The sequence below is a fragment of the Streptomyces sp. NPDC001604 genome (assembly GCF_042893475.1).
Lineage (GTDB): Bacteria > Actinomycetota > Actinomycetes > Streptomycetales > Streptomycetaceae > Streptomyces.
The window spans coordinates 326,667-342,392 of the sequence record NZ_JBIAUY010000004.1 but is presented as its reverse complement, the minus strand read 5'-3'; the positions used below and the strand labels follow the sequence as shown (position 1 = coordinate 342,392).

The 15,726-nt window shown below is 69.6% G+C and carries 11 protein-coding genes; 7 read left to right on the top strand and 4 right to left on the bottom strand.

Annotated features, from left to right (window positions below; translation table 11 throughout):
- Positions 1-48: 48 nt before the first annotated feature.
- Positions 49-849 (bottom strand): MIP/aquaporin family protein, encoded by an 801-nt coding sequence (locus ACFY1E_RS14650; protein WP_351466163.1) that lies wholly within the window; start codon positions 847-849, stop codon positions 49-51.
- Between the two features lie 377 nt (positions 850-1,226).
- Positions 1,227-2,000 (bottom strand): IclR family transcriptional regulator, encoded by a 774-nt coding sequence (locus tag ACFY1E_RS14645; RefSeq protein ID WP_389075497.1) that lies wholly within the window; start codon positions 1,998-2,000, stop codon positions 1,227-1,229.
- A 294-nt stretch (positions 2,001-2,294) separates the two neighbouring features.
- On the opposite strand from ACFY1E_RS14645, the gene metH reads away from it, so the two are divergent.
- From metH to ACFY1E_RS14625, 4 genes are all read left to right on the top strand, one after another.
- Positions 2,295-5,816, top strand: a complete 3,522-nt coding sequence (metH, locus tag ACFY1E_RS14640) for a methionine synthase (RefSeq protein WP_389075495.1) — start codon at positions 2,295-2,297, stop codon at positions 5,814-5,816.
- A gap of 230 nt (positions 5,817-6,046) precedes the next feature.
- A complete protein-coding gene (locus tag ACFY1E_RS14635) occupies positions 6,047-6,742 on the top strand; it encodes an HAD family hydrolase (RefSeq protein ID WP_389075493.1) in 696 nt (231 codons plus the stop codon).
- Positions 6,743-7,205: 463 nt separating this feature from the next.
- Positions 7,206-8,810 carry an ABC transporter substrate-binding protein gene (locus ACFY1E_RS14630; RefSeq protein ID WP_389075491.1) on the top strand — a complete coding sequence of 535 codons (1,605 nt, stop codon included), beginning with the start codon at positions 7,206-7,208 and terminating at the stop codon, positions 8,808-8,810.
- A 67-nt stretch (positions 8,811-8,877) separates the two neighbouring features.
- Entirely contained in the window at positions 8,878-10,458 is a 1,581-nt protein-coding gene (locus tag ACFY1E_RS14625; protein WP_389075489.1) for an ABC transporter substrate-binding protein, read from the top strand.
- Between the two features lie 69 nt (positions 10,459-10,527).
- Here the strand turns inward: ACFY1E_RS14625 and ACFY1E_RS14620 are convergent, their stop codons facing one another.
- The gene (locus tag ACFY1E_RS14620) at positions 10,528-11,199 is read right to left on the bottom strand and encodes a response regulator transcription factor (protein WP_099927643.1); all 672 of its coding nucleotides are present in this window, start codon (positions 11,197-11,199) and stop codon (positions 10,528-10,530) included.
- Positions 11,200-11,339: 140 nt separating this feature from the next.
- On the bottom strand, positions 11,340-12,284 hold the full coding sequence (locus ACFY1E_RS14615) for a RecB family exonuclease (RefSeq protein WP_389075486.1): 945 nt from the start codon (positions 12,282-12,284) through the stop codon (positions 11,340-11,342).
- 178 nt (positions 12,285-12,462) lie between these two features.
- Between ACFY1E_RS14615 and ACFY1E_RS14610 the strand changes: the two genes are divergently transcribed.
- The 3 genes from ACFY1E_RS14610 (at position 12,463) to ACFY1E_RS14600 (ending at position 15,672) form a co-directional block, all read left to right on the top strand.
- The gene (locus ACFY1E_RS14610; RefSeq protein WP_389075484.1) at positions 12,463-13,938 is read left to right on the top strand and encodes a site-2 protease family protein; all 1,476 of its coding nucleotides are present in this window, start codon (positions 12,463-12,465) and stop codon (positions 13,936-13,938) included.
- A 38-nt stretch (positions 13,939-13,976) separates the two neighbouring features.
- Positions 13,977-14,876, top strand: coding sequence for a tRNA (adenine-N1)-methyltransferase (locus tag ACFY1E_RS14605; protein WP_020939007.1), 900 nt, complete (start codon positions 13,977-13,979; stop codon positions 14,874-14,876).
- A gap of 223 nt (positions 14,877-15,099) precedes the next feature.
- Complete coding sequence (locus ACFY1E_RS14600; protein WP_389075481.1) at positions 15,100-15,672, top strand: hypothetical protein; 573 nt, start codon at positions 15,100-15,102, stop codon at positions 15,670-15,672.
- The last annotated feature ends 54 nt before the right edge of the window (positions 15,673-15,726 follow it).

Below are 15,726 nucleotides of genomic sequence, written 5' to 3'. Positions count from 1 at the left end.
CTGTCTGTACGGCGCGGTGCTGTTTAAGTGCGGTGAAGGCCGGTGCTCTTAAGCAAAAGCGACGTTGTAGATGCCTGCAGCGATCGCGGCGCCGATCAGGGGACCGACGACCGGGACCCAGGCGTAGCCCCAGTCGGAGCCGCCCTTGTTGGGCAGGGGCAGGAGGGCGTGCACGATGCGCGGACCGAGGTCACGGGCCGGGTTGATCGCGTAGCCGGTCGGACCGCCGAGGGACAGACCGATGGAGACGACGACGAGCGAGGTGATCAGGGCACCCAGGACGCCCAGGCCCTTGCCGCTGTCGTTGAGGCCCTGCGTGAGGACGGCGAGCACCAGCACGATGGTGCCGATGACCTCCGTGGCGACGTTCTGCCAGGCGACCCGGACCTCGGGGCCGGTGGAGAAGATGCCCAGGACCGGGCCGGCGCCCTTCTCCTGGGCCTCGACGGCCTTGGCCGCCGTGGCCTGCGCACCCGGACCGCCGACGATCTCCTTGTCGGTGAGGTGCGCGTGGAACTGACCGTAGTAGGCGACCCAGACCAGGGCCGCACCGATCGCGGCGCCGAGCAGCTGCCCGCCCCAGTACACCGGGACGTCGCTCCAGTCGATGCCGTCCTTCTTGAGCGCGAGCGCGAGCGTCACGGCCGGGTTGAGATGGGCGCCGGACAGCGGCGCCGAGGTGTAGACCGCCGTGAGTACCGCGAAGCCCCACCCGAAGGTGATGGCCAGCCAGCCGGCGTTACGGGCCTTGGAGGCCTTCAGCGTCACGGCGGCGCAGACGCCACCGCCGAGCAGGATGAGTATGGCGGTACCGATGGTCTCGCCGATGAAGATGTCGGAGCTGGACACCCGCGACTCCTTTGTCCTTCGTCCAGGGGACCGAACCCCGGGTCCCTCCGGGAGTTCGAGCTGCCCTCGGGGGTGAGAGCGAATACCGGCCCTTGGCGTTGTCACACTCTAGCGCGTATTGCCGGTAGGTGTTCGACAATGCCGACCGATGGACGGGAGTCTTGCCCCGGCGTCAGCCGTCCGTCAAGGGCCTGTGTTGGCGAAAATCCGATCGTTATCGATCGCTGTGAGCTGTCGATCTTGCAGGTCAGGTGCGTACGGCCGGGTAACAAGCACGCGGCGTACCGACCGGGCGGTTCGCCGGGCCGTCGCCGGGCACGACGGAGGCCGGGACGCCACTCGACGCCCCGGCCCGCTCCTGCGTCCCGCCGCGCCTCTCAGAACCGCCCGGCGCCCAGGTCCCGCGACACCGCACGGGCGCAGTCGCGCACCGCGGCGATCAGTTCCGGGCGCAGCGCGTCCTTCTCGTCGGCTCGGCACATCCGCTCCACGGCGCCGGTGATGCCCACCGCGCCCACCGGCATCCGCCGCCGGTCGTGGATGGGTGCGGCCACCGACGCGACGCCCTCCCAGGTCTCCTCGACGTCGGCCGCGTAGCCGCGCGCCCGCGAGATGTCGAGGATGTGCTCGAAGTCCTCCTGCTCGCACACGGTCCGGTCGGTGAAGGGCTTGCGGTCCGCCTCCATGGCCTCGCTGTGCGCGACCGGGTCGTACGCCGAGAGGACCTTGCCCAGGGCCGTGGAATGCAGGGGCTGCATGGCGCCTATCTCCAGCACTTGACGGCTGTCGTCGGGCCGGAAGACGTGGTGCACGATCAGTACGCCCTGCTGGTGCAGGACGCCGAGATAGACGCTCTCCCCGCTGGACCGGGCCAGGTCGTCCGTCCACACCAGGGCGCGCGCCCGCAGCTCGTGCACGTCGAGATAGGTGGTGCCCAGGCGCAGCAGTTCGGCGCCCAGCTGATAGCGCCCGGAGGCGTCGTCCTGCTCGACGAATCCCTCCTGCTGGAGGGTGCGCAGAATCCCGTGGGCGGTGCCCTTGGCGAGGCCCAGTGACGAGGCGATGTCCGAGAGGCCGAGCCGTCGCTCGCCGCCCGCGAGCAGCCGCAGCATCGCGGCCGCCCGTTCGAGCGACTGGATGTTCCGTGCCATCGCCGTACTGCCTCCGTCCCCTTCGACCGTCGACGTGCGACGTCGCTGCCGCTGTTCGGCAATGTCGAACACTACCGGTCGATGTCGACCTCTCGCTAATGGTCGGTGCGTTTCCGTCGGGTTCTGTTGTGTCACTGGTATCCCGTCGGTGACCTGCCCGTCATCCTCGTCCGTCCCGTGGACGCCCCTGACCATCCCCGGCCGACCCCGGTTACCCTGGCGAGGTGCGCCTGCCGGGGGCAGATCCCGGACAGACGCAAAGCCGACAGCCGTCGCACCTAAGGGAGCCCCTTCATGGCCTCGTCGCCACTGACCCCTTCCGCCGACAGCCGGACCCGTGTGTCCGCGCTCCGTGAGGCGCTCGCCACCCGAGTGGTGGTCGCCGACGGAGCGATGGGCACCATGCTGCAGGCGCAGGACCCCACGCTGGACGACTTCCAGCAGCTGGAGGGCTGCAACGAGGTCCTCAACGTCACCCGCCCCGACATCGTCCGCTCGGTGCACTCCGCGTACTTCGACGCGGGTGTCGACTGCGTGGAGACCAACACCTTCGGCGCGAACCTCACCGCGCTCGGCGAGTACGACATCCCCGGGCGCGTCGCCGAGCTGTCCGAGGCCGGCGCCCGCATCGCCCGCGAGACGGCGGACGAGTACGCCGCCCGCGACGGCCGGCAGCGCTGGGTGCTCGGATCGATGGGCCCCGGCACCAAGCTGCCCACTCTCGGTCACACCACCTTCAACGCCATCCGTGACGCCTACCAGCAGAACGCCGAGGGCCTCCTCGCCGGCGGCGCGGACGCGCTCCTCGTCGAGACCACCCAGGACCTGCTGCAGACCAAGGCATCCGTCCTGGCCGCCCGCCGGGCGATGGAGACCGCCGGCTATGAGGTCCCGCTGATCGTGTCGGTGACGGTGGAGACGACCGGCACCATGCTGCTCGGCTCGGAGATCGGCGCCGCACTGACGGCCCTGGAGCCGCTCGGCATCGACATGATCGGCCTGAACTGCGCTACCGGCCCCGCCGAGATGAGCGAGCACCTGCGCTACCTGGCCCGCCACTCGCGCATCCAGCTGTCCTGCATGCCCAACGCGGGCCTCCCGGTCCTCGGCAAGGACGGCGCCCACTACCCCCTCACGGCGCCGGAGCTCGCCGACGCCCAGGAGACCTTCGTCCGGGAGTACGGCCTGTCCCTGGTCGGCGGCTGCTGCGGCACCACCCCCGAGCATCTGCGCCAGGTCGTCGAGCGGGTCCGCGGCCTGGCCCCCACCGGGCGCGACCCGCGGCCCGAGCCGGGCGCCGCCTCGCTGTACCAGAGCGTGCCGTTCCGGCAGGACACCTCGTACCTGGCGATCGGTGAGCGCACCAACGCCAACGGGTCGAAGAAGTTCCGTGAGGCCATGCTGGCCGGGCGGTGGGACGACTGTGTGGAGATGGCCCGCGACCAGATCCGCGAGGGCGCCCACATGCTGGACCTGTGCGTGGACTACGTCGGGCGGGACGGCGTGGCGGACATGCAGGAGCTGGCCGGCCGCTTCGCCACCGCCTCCACCCTGCCGATCGTGCTGGACTCCACCGAGGTCGACGTCATCCAGGCCGGTCTGGAGAAGCTCGGCGGGCGCGCGGTCATCAACTCGGTCAACTACGAGGACGGTGACGGGCCCGAATCCCGCTTCGCGAAGGTCACGAAGCTGGCGCGTGAGCACGGGGCGGCGCTGATCGCGCTGACCATCGACGAGGAGGGCCAGGCCCGCACCCCGGAGAAGAAGGTCGCCATCGCCGAGCGGCTGATCGCCGACCTGACGGGGAACTGGGGCATCCGGGAGTCGGACATCCTCATCGACACCCTGACCTTCACCATCTGCACCGGCCAGGAGGAGTCCCGCAGGGACGGCATCGCCACCATCGAGGCGATCCGCGAGCTCAAGCGCCGCCACCCCGACGTGCAGACCACGCTGGGCCTGTCGAACATCTCCTTCGGACTGAACCCGGCCGCGCGGATCCTGCTCAACTCGGTCTTCCTGGACGAGTGCGTCAAGGCGGGTCTGGACTCGGCGATCGTGCACGCCTCGAAGATCCTGCCCATCGCCCGGTTCTCCGAGGAAGAGGTGCAGACGGCCCTCGACCTGATCTACGACCGCCGTAGCGAGGGTTATGACCCGCTGCAGAAGCTGATGGCGCTGTTCGAGGGGGCGACGGCGAAGTCGCTGAAGGCGGGCAAGGCGGAGGAGCTGGCCGCGCTGCCGCTGGAGGAGCGGCTCAAGCGGCGGATCATCGACGGTGAGCGCAACGGCCTGGAGACGGACCTGGACGAGGCCCTGCAGACCCGCAAGGCCCTGGACATCGTCAACGAGACGCTGCTGGACGGCATGAAGGTCGTCGGTGAGCTGTTCGGCTCGGGGCAGATGCAGCTGCCGTTCGTGCTGCAGTCCGCGGAGGTCATGAAGACCGCGGTGGCCCATCTGGAACCGCACATGGAGAAGGTCGAGGGCGACGAGGCGGGCAAGGGCACGATCGTGCTGGCCACCGTGCGCGGGGACGTGCACGACATCGGCAAGAACCTGGTCGACATCATCCTGTCCAACAACGGCTACACCGTGGTCAACCTCGGCATCAAGCAGCCGGTCTCCGCGATCCTGGAGGCCGCCGCCGAGCACAAGGCCGACGTCATCGGCATGTCCGGGCTGCTGGTCAAGTCCACGGTGATCATGAAGGAGAACCTGGAGGAGCTCAACCAGCGCGGCCTGGCGGCCGACTACCCGGTCATCCTCGGCGGCGCGGCGCTCACCCGCGCCTATGTCGAGCAGGACCTGCACGAGATCTACCAGGGCGAGGTCCGCTACGCCCGGGACGCGTTCGAGGGCCTGCGGCTGATGGACGCGCTGATCGGCGTCAAGCGCGGCGTGCCCGGCGCGAAACTGCCCGAGCTCAAGCAGCGCCGGGTGCGCGCCACGGCCGCGGTCGAGGTCGAGGAGCGCCCGCAGGAGGGGCACGTGCGCTCCGACGTCGCCACCGACAACCCCGTCCCCACCCCGCCGTTCTGGGGCACCCGCGTCATCAAGGGCATCCCGCTCAAGGAGTACGCGTCCTGGCTCGACGAGGGCGCCCTGTTCAAGGGCCAGTGGGGCCTCAAGCAGGCCCGCACCGGTGAGGGACCGACGTACGAGGAGCTCGTCGAGACCGACGGCCGGCCGCGGCTGCGCGGTCTGCTGGACCGGCTGCAGACCGAGAACCTGCTGGAGGCGGCCGTGGTCTACGGCTACTTCCCGTGTGTCTCCAAGGACGACGACCTGATCATCCTGGACGAGCAGGGCAACGAGCGCACCCGCTTCACCTTCCCGCGCCAGCGCCGCGGCCGCCGGCTGTGCCTGGCGGACTTCTTCCGCCCGGAGGAGGCGGGGGAGACCGACGTGGTCGGCCTGCAGGTCGTCACCGTCGGCTCGCGGATCGGTGAGGAGACGGCCCGTATGTTCGAGGCCAACGCCTACCGCGACTACCTCGAACTGCACGGCCTGTCGGTGCAGCTGGCGGAGGCGCTCGCCGAGTACTGGCACGCACGCGTGCGTTCGGAGCTGGGCTTCGCCGGTGAGGACCCGAGCCAGATGGAGGACATGTTCGCCCTGAAGTACCGGGGCGCCCGCTTCTCCCTCGGCTACGGTGCCTGCCCCGACCTGGAGGACCGTGCCAAGATCGCGGACCTGCTCCAGCCCGAGCGCATCGGCGTCCACCTCTCCGAGGAGTTCCAGCTCCACCCGGAGCAGTCCACCGACGCCATTGTGATCCACCACCCCGAAGCGAAGTACTTCAACGCCCGCTGAAAAGCCCGACGGAAAGGCCGACAGGGCCGACGGAAAGGCCACCGAAAAGGCCCGCCCGACGGCACATCGGCGCACGTCACAGCGGCCCCCGGCGGTACACACGATGTGCCCCGGACCACGCCGGATAAACGAGGCGCTTCGGCCGCAACAGTCGTACACTGGTCGGTCCACTGCAGGCCGGTTCCCCGCGCGGGAACCGGCCTGCTCGCCCCTCAAGGAGGTGCGCCCGGATGACCAGTACGGTCCCCGCGCTCGGAACCCGTACGGCCGAAGGCTCAGCCCTGCAGGCCGTACTCCTCGACATGGACGGAACCCTCGTGGACACCGAGGGCTTCTGGTGGGACGTCGAGGTCGAGATCTTCGCCGCCCTCGGCCACACCCTGGACGACACCTGGCGCCATGTCGTGGTCGGCGGTCCCATGACCCGCAGCGCGGGGTTCCTGATCGAGGCCACCGGCGCCGACATCACCCTCGCCGAGCTCACGGTGCTGCTCAACCAGGGCTTCGAGGACCGCATCGACCGCGCCCTGCCGCTGATGCCGGGCGCCGCCAGGCTGCTCGCCGAACTGGCTGAGTACGAGATCCCCACCGCCCTGGTCTCCGCCTCCCACCGGCGCATCATCGACCGCGTGCTCACCTCGCTGGGCCCCCAGCACTTCGCCCTGTCGGTGGCCGGCGACGAGGTGCCGCGCACCAAGCCGCACCCCGACCCGTATCTGACCGCGGCCGCCGGACTGGGCGTGGACCCGGCCAGATGCGCGGTCGTCGAGGACACCGCCACCGGTGTCGCGTCGGCCGAGGCGGCCGGCTGTCATGTGGTCGTGGTGCCCTCCGTCGCCCCCATCGCCCCCGCCGACCGGCGCACGGTCGTCACCTCCCTCGAAGACGTCGACCTGGCATTTCTGCGTGGACTGATCACGCTCTGATCACCCGCTGATCGCCACTTGATGACGGAAATGCGCTGAGCGTTCACCCAGCGTGCAGAACTGATAGGACATGAATTTCCAGGGCTCGTGTACGAAAGAATTCGAAGCGCGGTGGATGGTCCAATTCCGGGGTCGGTCCATGCCATTGGGGATGTGAGGTTCCCCACTCACCCGGGTCTCGACAGGTCGTGCGGGCTGTGCTCTTCGCCCCGTTTCGGGGTGCGAGGACGTGCCCTTGTGTCCCGATTGATGGAACGCTGCACGAATCCTTCCCGGGGCGGGTTTTCGGTCTGTCCACAACCGGTTTCGCTGCGTGATGGGGGCTCAACTCCGGTGACTGCGAACCGCCGTGCTGGTGCGGACTAATCTCGTCGCGAGAACCATCGCCTCTACCCCCGTGATCCGCCGCGACACCCCTGCATGCCGGATACACGGACCTGAACAGCTCTGGAGAAACACGAGCATGAACCGCAAGACTTTGGTGCTGCCGGCCGTGGTCGGCCTGCTCGCGCCCGTGCTCGCCGCCTGTGGCAGTTCCGACAGCAGCGGCAGCGGCGGGGACGCGATCGCCGTCGGCACCACAGACCGGTTCACCGCCACGAAGGACGCACCCGCGCCGCTCGATCCGGCGTACGCGTACGACGTCGGCACCTGGAACATCCTGCGCCAGACCGTGCAGACCCTGATGATCCAGCCGAAGGGCGAGGGCGACCCGGTGCCCGAGGCCGCGCAGAGCTGCGGCTTCACCGACTCGGGCAACGAGCGTTACGCCTGCACGCTCCGCGACGGCCTGAAGTTCTCCAACGGCGACAAGATCACCGCGGCCGATGTGAAGTACTCCATCGACCGCGCCCGCGCCATCAAGGCCGACTCCGGGGTCTCCGCCCTGCTGAACACCATCGACACCGTCGAGACGCAGGGCGACAACCAGGTCATCTTCCACCTGAGGACCGCGGACGCCACGTTCCCGTACAAGCTGTCGACTCCGGTGGCGGGCATCGTCAACCCCGCCGACTACCAGAAGAACAAGCTGCGCGACGGCTTCGACGTCGACGGATCCGGCCCGTACACCCTCTCCGCCGAGGTCAAGAACGACGAGATCGTCAAGGCCACGTTCACCAAGAACCCCAATTACAAGGGGACGCTGAAGGTGAACAACTCCAAGGTCGACATGATCTCCTACGCGGACGCCGACGCGATGGGCAAGGCCCTCGACAACGGTGACATCGACGTCATGACCCGCACCATGGCGCCGGAGCAGATCCAGAAGCTGTCCGCCGGCACGGACAGCAACGAGGACCTGGTCGAGATGTCGGGTCTGGAGATCCGCTACCTCGCCTTCAACACCGACTCGCCCACCGTGAAGAACAAGGCCGTCCGCCAGGCGATGGCCCAGCTGATCAACCGCGGCGAGCTCGTCGCCAAGGTCTACGGCACCCAGGCCGAGCCGCTGTACTCGCTGGTCCCGGCGAGCATCACCGGCCACTCCAACTCGTTCTTCAACACCTACGGCGACCCCAGCACCGCCAAGGCCAAGGCCCTGCTGACCGCGGCCAACATCACCACCCCGGTCAAGCTGACGCTGCACTACACGACCGACCACTACGGACCGGCCACCAAGAAGGAGTTCGAGGTCCTTCAGAAGCAGCTCAACGACAGTGGGCTGTTCAACGTGGACATCCAGGGCTCCCCCTGGACGACCTTCGTCCCGGCCGAGCGCAAGGGCAAGTACGACGTCTGGGGCATGGGCTGGTTCCCGGACTTCCCGGACGCCGACAACTACCTCGCGCCCTTCCTCGACAAGGACAACTTCCTCAAGTCGCCCTACCGCAACAGCAAGATCATCAACACGCTGATCCCGGCGTCCCGTCGTGAGGCCGACCGCCTCGCGGCCTCCTCCAACCTGACCGAGATCCAGGACATCGTCGCCGACGACGTCCCGATCCTGCCGCTGTGGCAGGGCAAGCAGTACGTCGCCGCCCGCGGTGACGTCACGGGGACCGCGTACGCGCTCAACTCCTCCTCGACCCTGCAGCTGTGGGAGCTCGGCCGTGGCGTGAGCGGCTGATCTCTCTCGTCCCCGGGGCCCGGGAGTGTGGCCCCGGGGTTCCGAACCCGACGAGAAGGCACAAGCAGTGAACATGCGTAACCAGTGGCCAGTCCTGCCCGTAGTGGCGGGACTGGCCTCCGGCCTTTTGACCGGCTGCGGAACGGGCGGCTCGGACTCCGGGGGGACCGGCTCGTCCGTCGTCATGGGAATGTCGGACGACGTCCTGGCCACCGACCCCGCCTCCGGTTACGACCCGGGTTCCTGGCTGTTGTTCAACAACGTCTTCCAGTCGCTGCTCAGCTTCCCCGACGGAGGCACCGAGCCCGAGCCGGAGGCCGCCAAGTCGTGCACCTTCACCGACACGTCCACCAAGGTCTACCGGTGCACGCTCAAGGACGGTCTCAAGTTCAGCAACGGTGATCCGCTCACCTCGAAGGACGTCAAGTTCTCCTTCGACCGCATACTCAAGATCAACGACGCTGCCGGTCCGGCCATCATGTTCCCCATGCTGGACAAGGTCGAGACGCCGGACGCCAAGACCGTCGTCTTCCGGCTGAAGGTGCCCGACGCGACCTTCCCGAGCAAGATCGCCTCCGGTGCGGGCTCCATCGTCGACCACACCCAGTACGACGGGAGCAAGCTGCGCAAGGACGGCCAGGCGGTCGGCTCCGGCCCGTACAAGCTGGACTCGTTCGGCAACGACAAGGCCGTCTTCTCGGTCAACGGCAACTACCAGGGCAACGCGAAGACGAAGAACTCCGGCGTGACGCTGCAGTTCTTCCACGGCAAACCGTCCGCCCTGAAGAAGGCGCTGCTCGACGGCAGTATCGACATCGCCTACCGGGGGCTCAGCGCGGGCGACATCGCCGACATCGAGAACGCCGACAACAACTCCAAGGCCGAGGTCGTCGAGGGCAGCAGCGCCGAGGTCCAGCACCTGGTCTTCAACATGAAGGACCGGGTCGCCGGAAAGCTCGGCGTGCGCAAGGCCATCGCCTATCTGCTCGACCGCGACGCCCTCATCAAGGACGTCTACCAGGGCACGGCCGCCCCCCTGTACTCGATCATCCCGGCGGGCATCGCCGGCCACAACACGGCCTTCTTCGACACCTACGGCGCCAGCCCCTCACCGGCCAAGGCCGCCGCCGCACTGAGGAACGAGGGCATCACCGGCAAGGTCAAGCTGACCCTCTGGTCCACCCCTTCGCGCTACGGCCCGGCCACCGACCAGGAGCTGAAGGCGATCGCGGGGCAGCTCAACGCCAGCGGCCTCTTCGACGCCGACGTCAAGTCCGTCGCCTTCGACCAGTACGAGAAGGACATCGCCAAGGGCAAGTACGGCGTGTACGTGAAGGGCTGGGTGCCCGACTACCCGGACGCCGACAACTTCACGGCGCCCTTCTTCGGCCGGGGCAACGTGCTGAGCAACAACTACAGCAACAGCACCATCACCGGCACCCTCATCCCGCGCACCGCCGCCGAGAGCGACCGCGCCGCGACCGACAACGACTACGGCAGGCTGCAGGACATCGTCGCCGACCAACTGCCCGTCCTCCCGGTCTGGCAGGCCAAGCAGTACGCGGTCACCCGCCAGAACGTCTACGGCCTCGAGTACTGCCTGGACGCGTCGACGGTCTTCCGCTTCTGGGAACTCAGCAAGGGCTGACCGACGGCCGTACGAAGACGAAGGGCGCCCTCTGTGCAAGAGGGCGCCCTTCGTGTCGCACAGCCGCCGCTACTGGGCGCCCGGCCGCACCAGCCCGCTCTCGTACGCATACACCGCGGCCTGCACCCGGTCACGCAGCCCCAGCTTCGTCAGCACGTGCCCGACATGCGTCTTGACGGTGGTCTCGCTGACGAACAGATCGGCGGCGATCTCCGCGTTGGACAGCCCGCGGGCCACCAGCTTCAGCACCTCCACCTCGCGCTCGGTCAGCGTGTGCAGCGTGTCCGGCACGGGCTCGTCCCCGGAAGGCAGATGCGTGGCGTACTTGTCGAGCAGCCGCCGGGTGATGCTCGGCGCCAGCATGGCCTCGCCGCCGGCCACCACCCGGATCGCCTGCACCAGCTCGTTGGCCGGCGCGTCCTTCAGCAGAAAGCCGCTGGCCCCGGCCCGCAACGCCTCCACCACGTACTCGTCGAGGTCGAACGTGGTCAGCACCAGCACCTTCGCCGGGCCGTCCCGACCGGGCCCGGTGATCTGCCGGGTCGCCTCCACCCCGTCCATACGAGGCATACGGATGTCCATCAGGACCACGTCGGGCTGCAGCGCCCGCACCTGGTCGAGGGCCTGGAGGCCGTCTCCGGCCTCGCCGACGACCGCGATGTCCTGCTCGGCCTCCAGGATCATCCGGAAGCCGGTACGCAGCAGCGGCTGGTCGTCGACCAGTAGGACGCGGATGGCCACGTAAGTCTCCTTCGCTAGTCCGGCCCCATTCTGCCCTGCGAGACGTCCACGGACTCGGCCGCCCTCGGACCCCGTGAACAAACCCCGCCGCTGACGGAGGTGCCGCCCCGCTGCCCCGCCCTTCGGGCGACCGGCGGGCTCTACTCGCCGGCTCTGACCGGCAGCGGATACGGCGGGGGAGTACCGCCGAATTCCGGGCAGTGCGCCTGGTGGTCGCACCAGCCGCACAGCTTGGTGGGACGCGGGCGCCAGTCGCCCGACTCCGTGGCCTGCCGGATCGCCTCCCACAGCGCGAGCAGCTTGCGCTCGACACGCTCCAGGTCGGCGAGGACGGGGTCGTAGGTCAAAACGTCACCGCTGCCGAGATACACGAGCTGCAGCCGCCTCGGCACCACGTTCTTGAGCCGCCACACCACCAGGGCGTAGAACTTCATCTGGAACAGCGCCCCTTCGGCGTACTCCGGACGGGGTGCCTTGCCCGTCTTGTAGTCGACGATCCGCACCTCACCCGTGGGCGCCACGTCCACCCGGTCGATGATCCCGCGCAGCATCAGCCCCGAATCCAGCTCCGCCTGCACGAACAGCTCCCGCTCGGCAGGCTCCAGCCGGGTCGGATCCTCCAGCGTGAACCAGCGCTCGACGAGCTGCTCCGCCTCGCCCAGCCAGCGCGCCAGCCGCTCGCCCTGCGGATCGTCCTCGAACAGCTCCACCACTTCCGGCCGGCTCTCCCGCAGCCGGTCCCACTGCCCGGGGATCAGGGACTTGGCGCGCGGCGCGGTCCGCTCCGCGGCCGGAGCGTCGAAGAGCCGCTCCAGCACCGCATGCACCAGCGTGCCCCGGGTCGCCGCCTCACTCGGCTTCTCGGGCAGCCGGTCGATGACACGGAACCGGTAGAGCAGAGGGCACTGCATGAAGTCACTGGCCCGCGAGGGCGACAGACTGGCGGGCGCTATGGCGACGCGCGGGCCCGGGCCCGCCGTGTCGACCGGCGGCGCCGCTTCCGCCGACTCCACCACCACCGGCGCATCCGCCTGCGCCACCTCGCTGCTGGGGGCCTCCGCCGCGCCCTCCGTACTCGTCTCCATGCCCCAGACCATACGGCCCGCCACTGACAGTGACCCGCCCGTGGGGGCCTGTGGCAGCTGCGACGCCTGGGGAAAGAGAGGGGGTGCCGGGGCGGAACCCGTCCCGACGGCCGCATACCATCGACCCGAGACCCTTCCGCCCGGCAGGCGCGGAACACGCTTCGAACGAGGGGACATCGTGGACGAGAGCGGCGGGAGCGGGCAGCCGCGGTCCGGCACCGACGAGCCGGCCGAGCACCACGCAGGGTCGGCGTCCCCGGCGGCCCCCGCGCCCACCCCGGCCGACCAACAGCCTCCTGCGGCCGACGAGGACCACCCCGCGCCGGACGACGGCAACGACACCGCCGACAGCGACGAGCGCGAGAACCGGCCCGCCGCAGACGAGACGCCCGCCCCGGAAAAGAGCCCCGCGGAAGGCCCCGCTGCGAACGGCCCGGCGGACGAGCGCACGTTCGCCCACTCCGGCACCGCCAGGAACCGCCCGCCCAAGCGCCCCCGGGAACCCGGCGGCGGCCTCCTCATGGGCCGCCCCTTCGGCGTGCCCGTGTACGTCGCGCCCAGCTGGTTCCTCGTCGCCGCCCTGATCACCTGGGTCTTCGGCGGCCAGCTCGACCGCGTCCTGCCCGAACTCGGCGCCGCCCGCTACCTCGTCTCCCTCTTCTTCGCCGTCGCCTTCTACGCCTCCGTCCTCGTCCACGAACTGGCCCACACGGTCGCGGCCCTCCGCTTCAAACTCCCCGTCCGCCGCATCCAGCTCCAGTTCTTCGGCGGCGTCTCCGAGATCGAGAAAGAAGCCGAGACCCCCGGCCGCGAATTCGTCCTCGCCTTCGTCGGCCCCCTCCTCTCCCTCGTCCTCGCGGGCCTCTTCTACGTCGCCCTGCAGCCCGTCGAGCCCGGCACCGTCCCCGGCGTCCTGCTCGCCGGGCTGATGATCTCCAACCTCATCGTGGCCGCCTTCAACCTCCTGCCGGGCCTGCCCCTCGACGGCGGCCGCATGCTCCGCGCCGTCGTCTGGAAGATCACCGGCAGGCCCATGACCGGCACCATCGCCGCCGCCTGGGTCGGCCGCGCCCTCGCCGTCTCCGTCCTCATCGGCCTCCCGCTGCTCACCCAGTCCGGCGCCCTCGGCACCACCGCGGAGGACAGCGTCGGCATGGACACCGTCACCGACGCCCTGCTCGCCGCCATCCTCGCCGCGATCATCTGGACCGGCGCCGGCAACAGCCTGCGCATGGCCCGCCTCCGGGAACACCTGCCGGAACTGCGCGCCCGCAACCTCACCCGCCGCGCCGTCCCCGTCGCGACCGACACCCCCCTGTCCGAGGCACTGCGCCGCGCCAACGCCGCCGGCGCCCGTGCCCTCGTCGTCGTCGACCCCGAAGGCAACCCCCTCTCCCTCGTCCGCGAGGCCGCCATCGTCGGCGTACCCGAACACCGTCGCCCCTGGGTCGCCGTCAGCGGCCTCGCCCAGGACCTCACCGAGGGCATGCGCGTCTCCGCCGAACTCGCCGGCGAGGACCTCCTCGACGTCCTGCGCGCCACCCCCGCCACCGAATACCTGGTGGTCGAGGAGACCGGCGAGATCTACGGCGTGCTGTCCGCCGCAGACGTCGAGCGCGCCTTCGTGAAAGCCATGGCCAGGCCCTCGTCCTAGTGGTCGGCGGCCCCCGCAAACCCCGGTAGGCTGTTCACATGTCCGAACCGACCGGTGCCGCCCGCAGGCGCGGGCCCTTCAAGGTCGGGGACCAGGTTCAGCTGACCGACCCCAAGGGCCGCCACTACACGTTCACGCTCGAGGCCGGGAAGAACTTCCACACCCACAAGGGTTCCTTCCCGCACGACGAACTGATCGGCGCTCCCGAGGGCAGCGTTGTCCGCACCACCGGGAACGTCGCCTACCTCGCGCTGCGCCCCCTGCTCCCCGACTACGTCCTGTCCATGCCCCGCGGGGCCGCCGTCGTCTACCCCAAGGACGCCGGGCAGATCCTCGCCTTCGCCGACATCTTCCCCGGCGCGCGCGTCGTCGAGGCCGGCGTCGGCTCCGGCTCGCTCAGCAGCTTCCTGCTGCGCGCCATCGGCGACCAGGGCATGCTGCACAGCTACGAGCGCCGCGAGGACTTCGCCGAGATCGCCCAGCAGAACGTCGAGCGCTACTTCGGCGGCCCGCACCCCGCCTGGCAGCTCACCGTCGGCGACCTCCAGGACAACCTCTCCGACACCGACGTCGACCGTGTCATCCTCGACATGCTCGCCCCCTGGGAGTGCCTGGAGGCCGTCTCCAAGGCGCTCGTCCCCGGCGGCATCCTGTGCTGCTACGTCGCCACCACCACCCAGCTCGCCCGGACCGTCGAGTCCATCCGCGAGATCGGCTCCTTCAACGAGCCGACCGCCTGGGAGACGATGATCCGCAACTGGCACATCGAGGGCCTGGCCGTCCGCCCCGACCACCGGATGATCGGTCACACCGGCTTCCTGCTCACCGCCCGCCGCCTCGCCGACGGCGTCGAGCCCCCCATGCGCCGCCGCCGCCCCGCCAAGGGCGCCTACGGCGAGGACTACGCCGGCCCCAACGCCGACGGAGGCGGCCGCTGACGCGGCCGCACACCGCATTCAACGAAAGGGCGCTGCCGCCGAGTTCCCGGACACCATCCGCAACTCGGCCGCAGCGCCCTTCTGTTGACACCGCGCCATAAAACCGGATAAACCCGGCATCACTCATTCGAGGAACCGAACACCCCGCCGTTCCCCCGCACTGTGACGTGTGGCACGATGCAGGCCACCCCCACCGGCACAGCCCTCACAGGAGACACTCCTAGTGCAGCAATCCGCCGTCCCGGAACTGGCACACACGCACACCCGCCCCATCCACTGGGTGGCCACCGCCACGGCCGTCTCAGGCGTCATGGCCCTCTCCTCGCTTCTGCAGCCCAACTCCGCGACGGCGGCCCAGCCCGCCGACCCCCGGGCCGGGACCGTCCACACGGCCACCGCCCCCAGCACCGCAGGAGTGGACTTCCCGCTCGCCTGCGGCCCGGTTAAAGCGGTCGTGCAGAAGAAGGCCACCGGTGACCTCGACGGCGACGGGAAGCCCGAAACCGTGGCCGTCGTGCACTGCGACGCCCCCATGGGCACCCCGCCCGACGGCGTGTACGTCCTCACCCGCGCCACGGACGGCAAGCCACGCGTGGTGGCGACCCTGCTCGACCCCAAGGCCGGCGACACCGTCAGCGACTTCGCCGTACACGACGGAGCCGTCGCGGCGACGCTGCTCGGCTACTCGTCCGACGACGTGCCCCGCTGCTGCCCGGACGTGACGCAGAGTGCCAAGTGGCAGTGGAAGAACGGCGCGTTCACGCGCTCCACCTCCGCGGGCGCGCACAGCGTCTGAGCCGGGCCACCGGGCCGGTGTGAGAAAACAGACAGTCGTGGCGGTCCGTGTCCG

Coding starts and splice junctions, on each gene's coding strand:
- ACFY1E_RS14645 (WP_389075497.1), bottom strand. CDS start 2,000: ATGGCACGGAACATCCAGTCGCTCGAACGGGCGGCCGCGATGCTGCGG.
- metH (WP_389075495.1), top strand. CDS start 2,295: ATGGCCTCGTCGCCACTGACCCCTTCCGCCGACAGCCGGACCCGTGTG.
- ACFY1E_RS14635 (WP_389075493.1), top strand. CDS start 6,047: ATGACCAGTACGGTCCCCGCGCTCGGAACCCGTACGGCCGAAGGCTCA.
- ACFY1E_RS14630 (WP_389075491.1), top strand. CDS start 7,206: ATGAACCGCAAGACTTTGGTGCTGCCGGCCGTGGTCGGCCTGCTCGCG.
- ACFY1E_RS14615 (WP_389075486.1), bottom strand. CDS start 12,284: ATGGAGACGAGTACGGAGGGCGCGGCGGAGGCCCCCAGCAGCGAGGTG.
- ACFY1E_RS14605 (WP_020939007.1), top strand. CDS start 13,977: ATGTCCGAACCGACCGGTGCCGCCCGCAGGCGCGGGCCCTTCAAGGTC.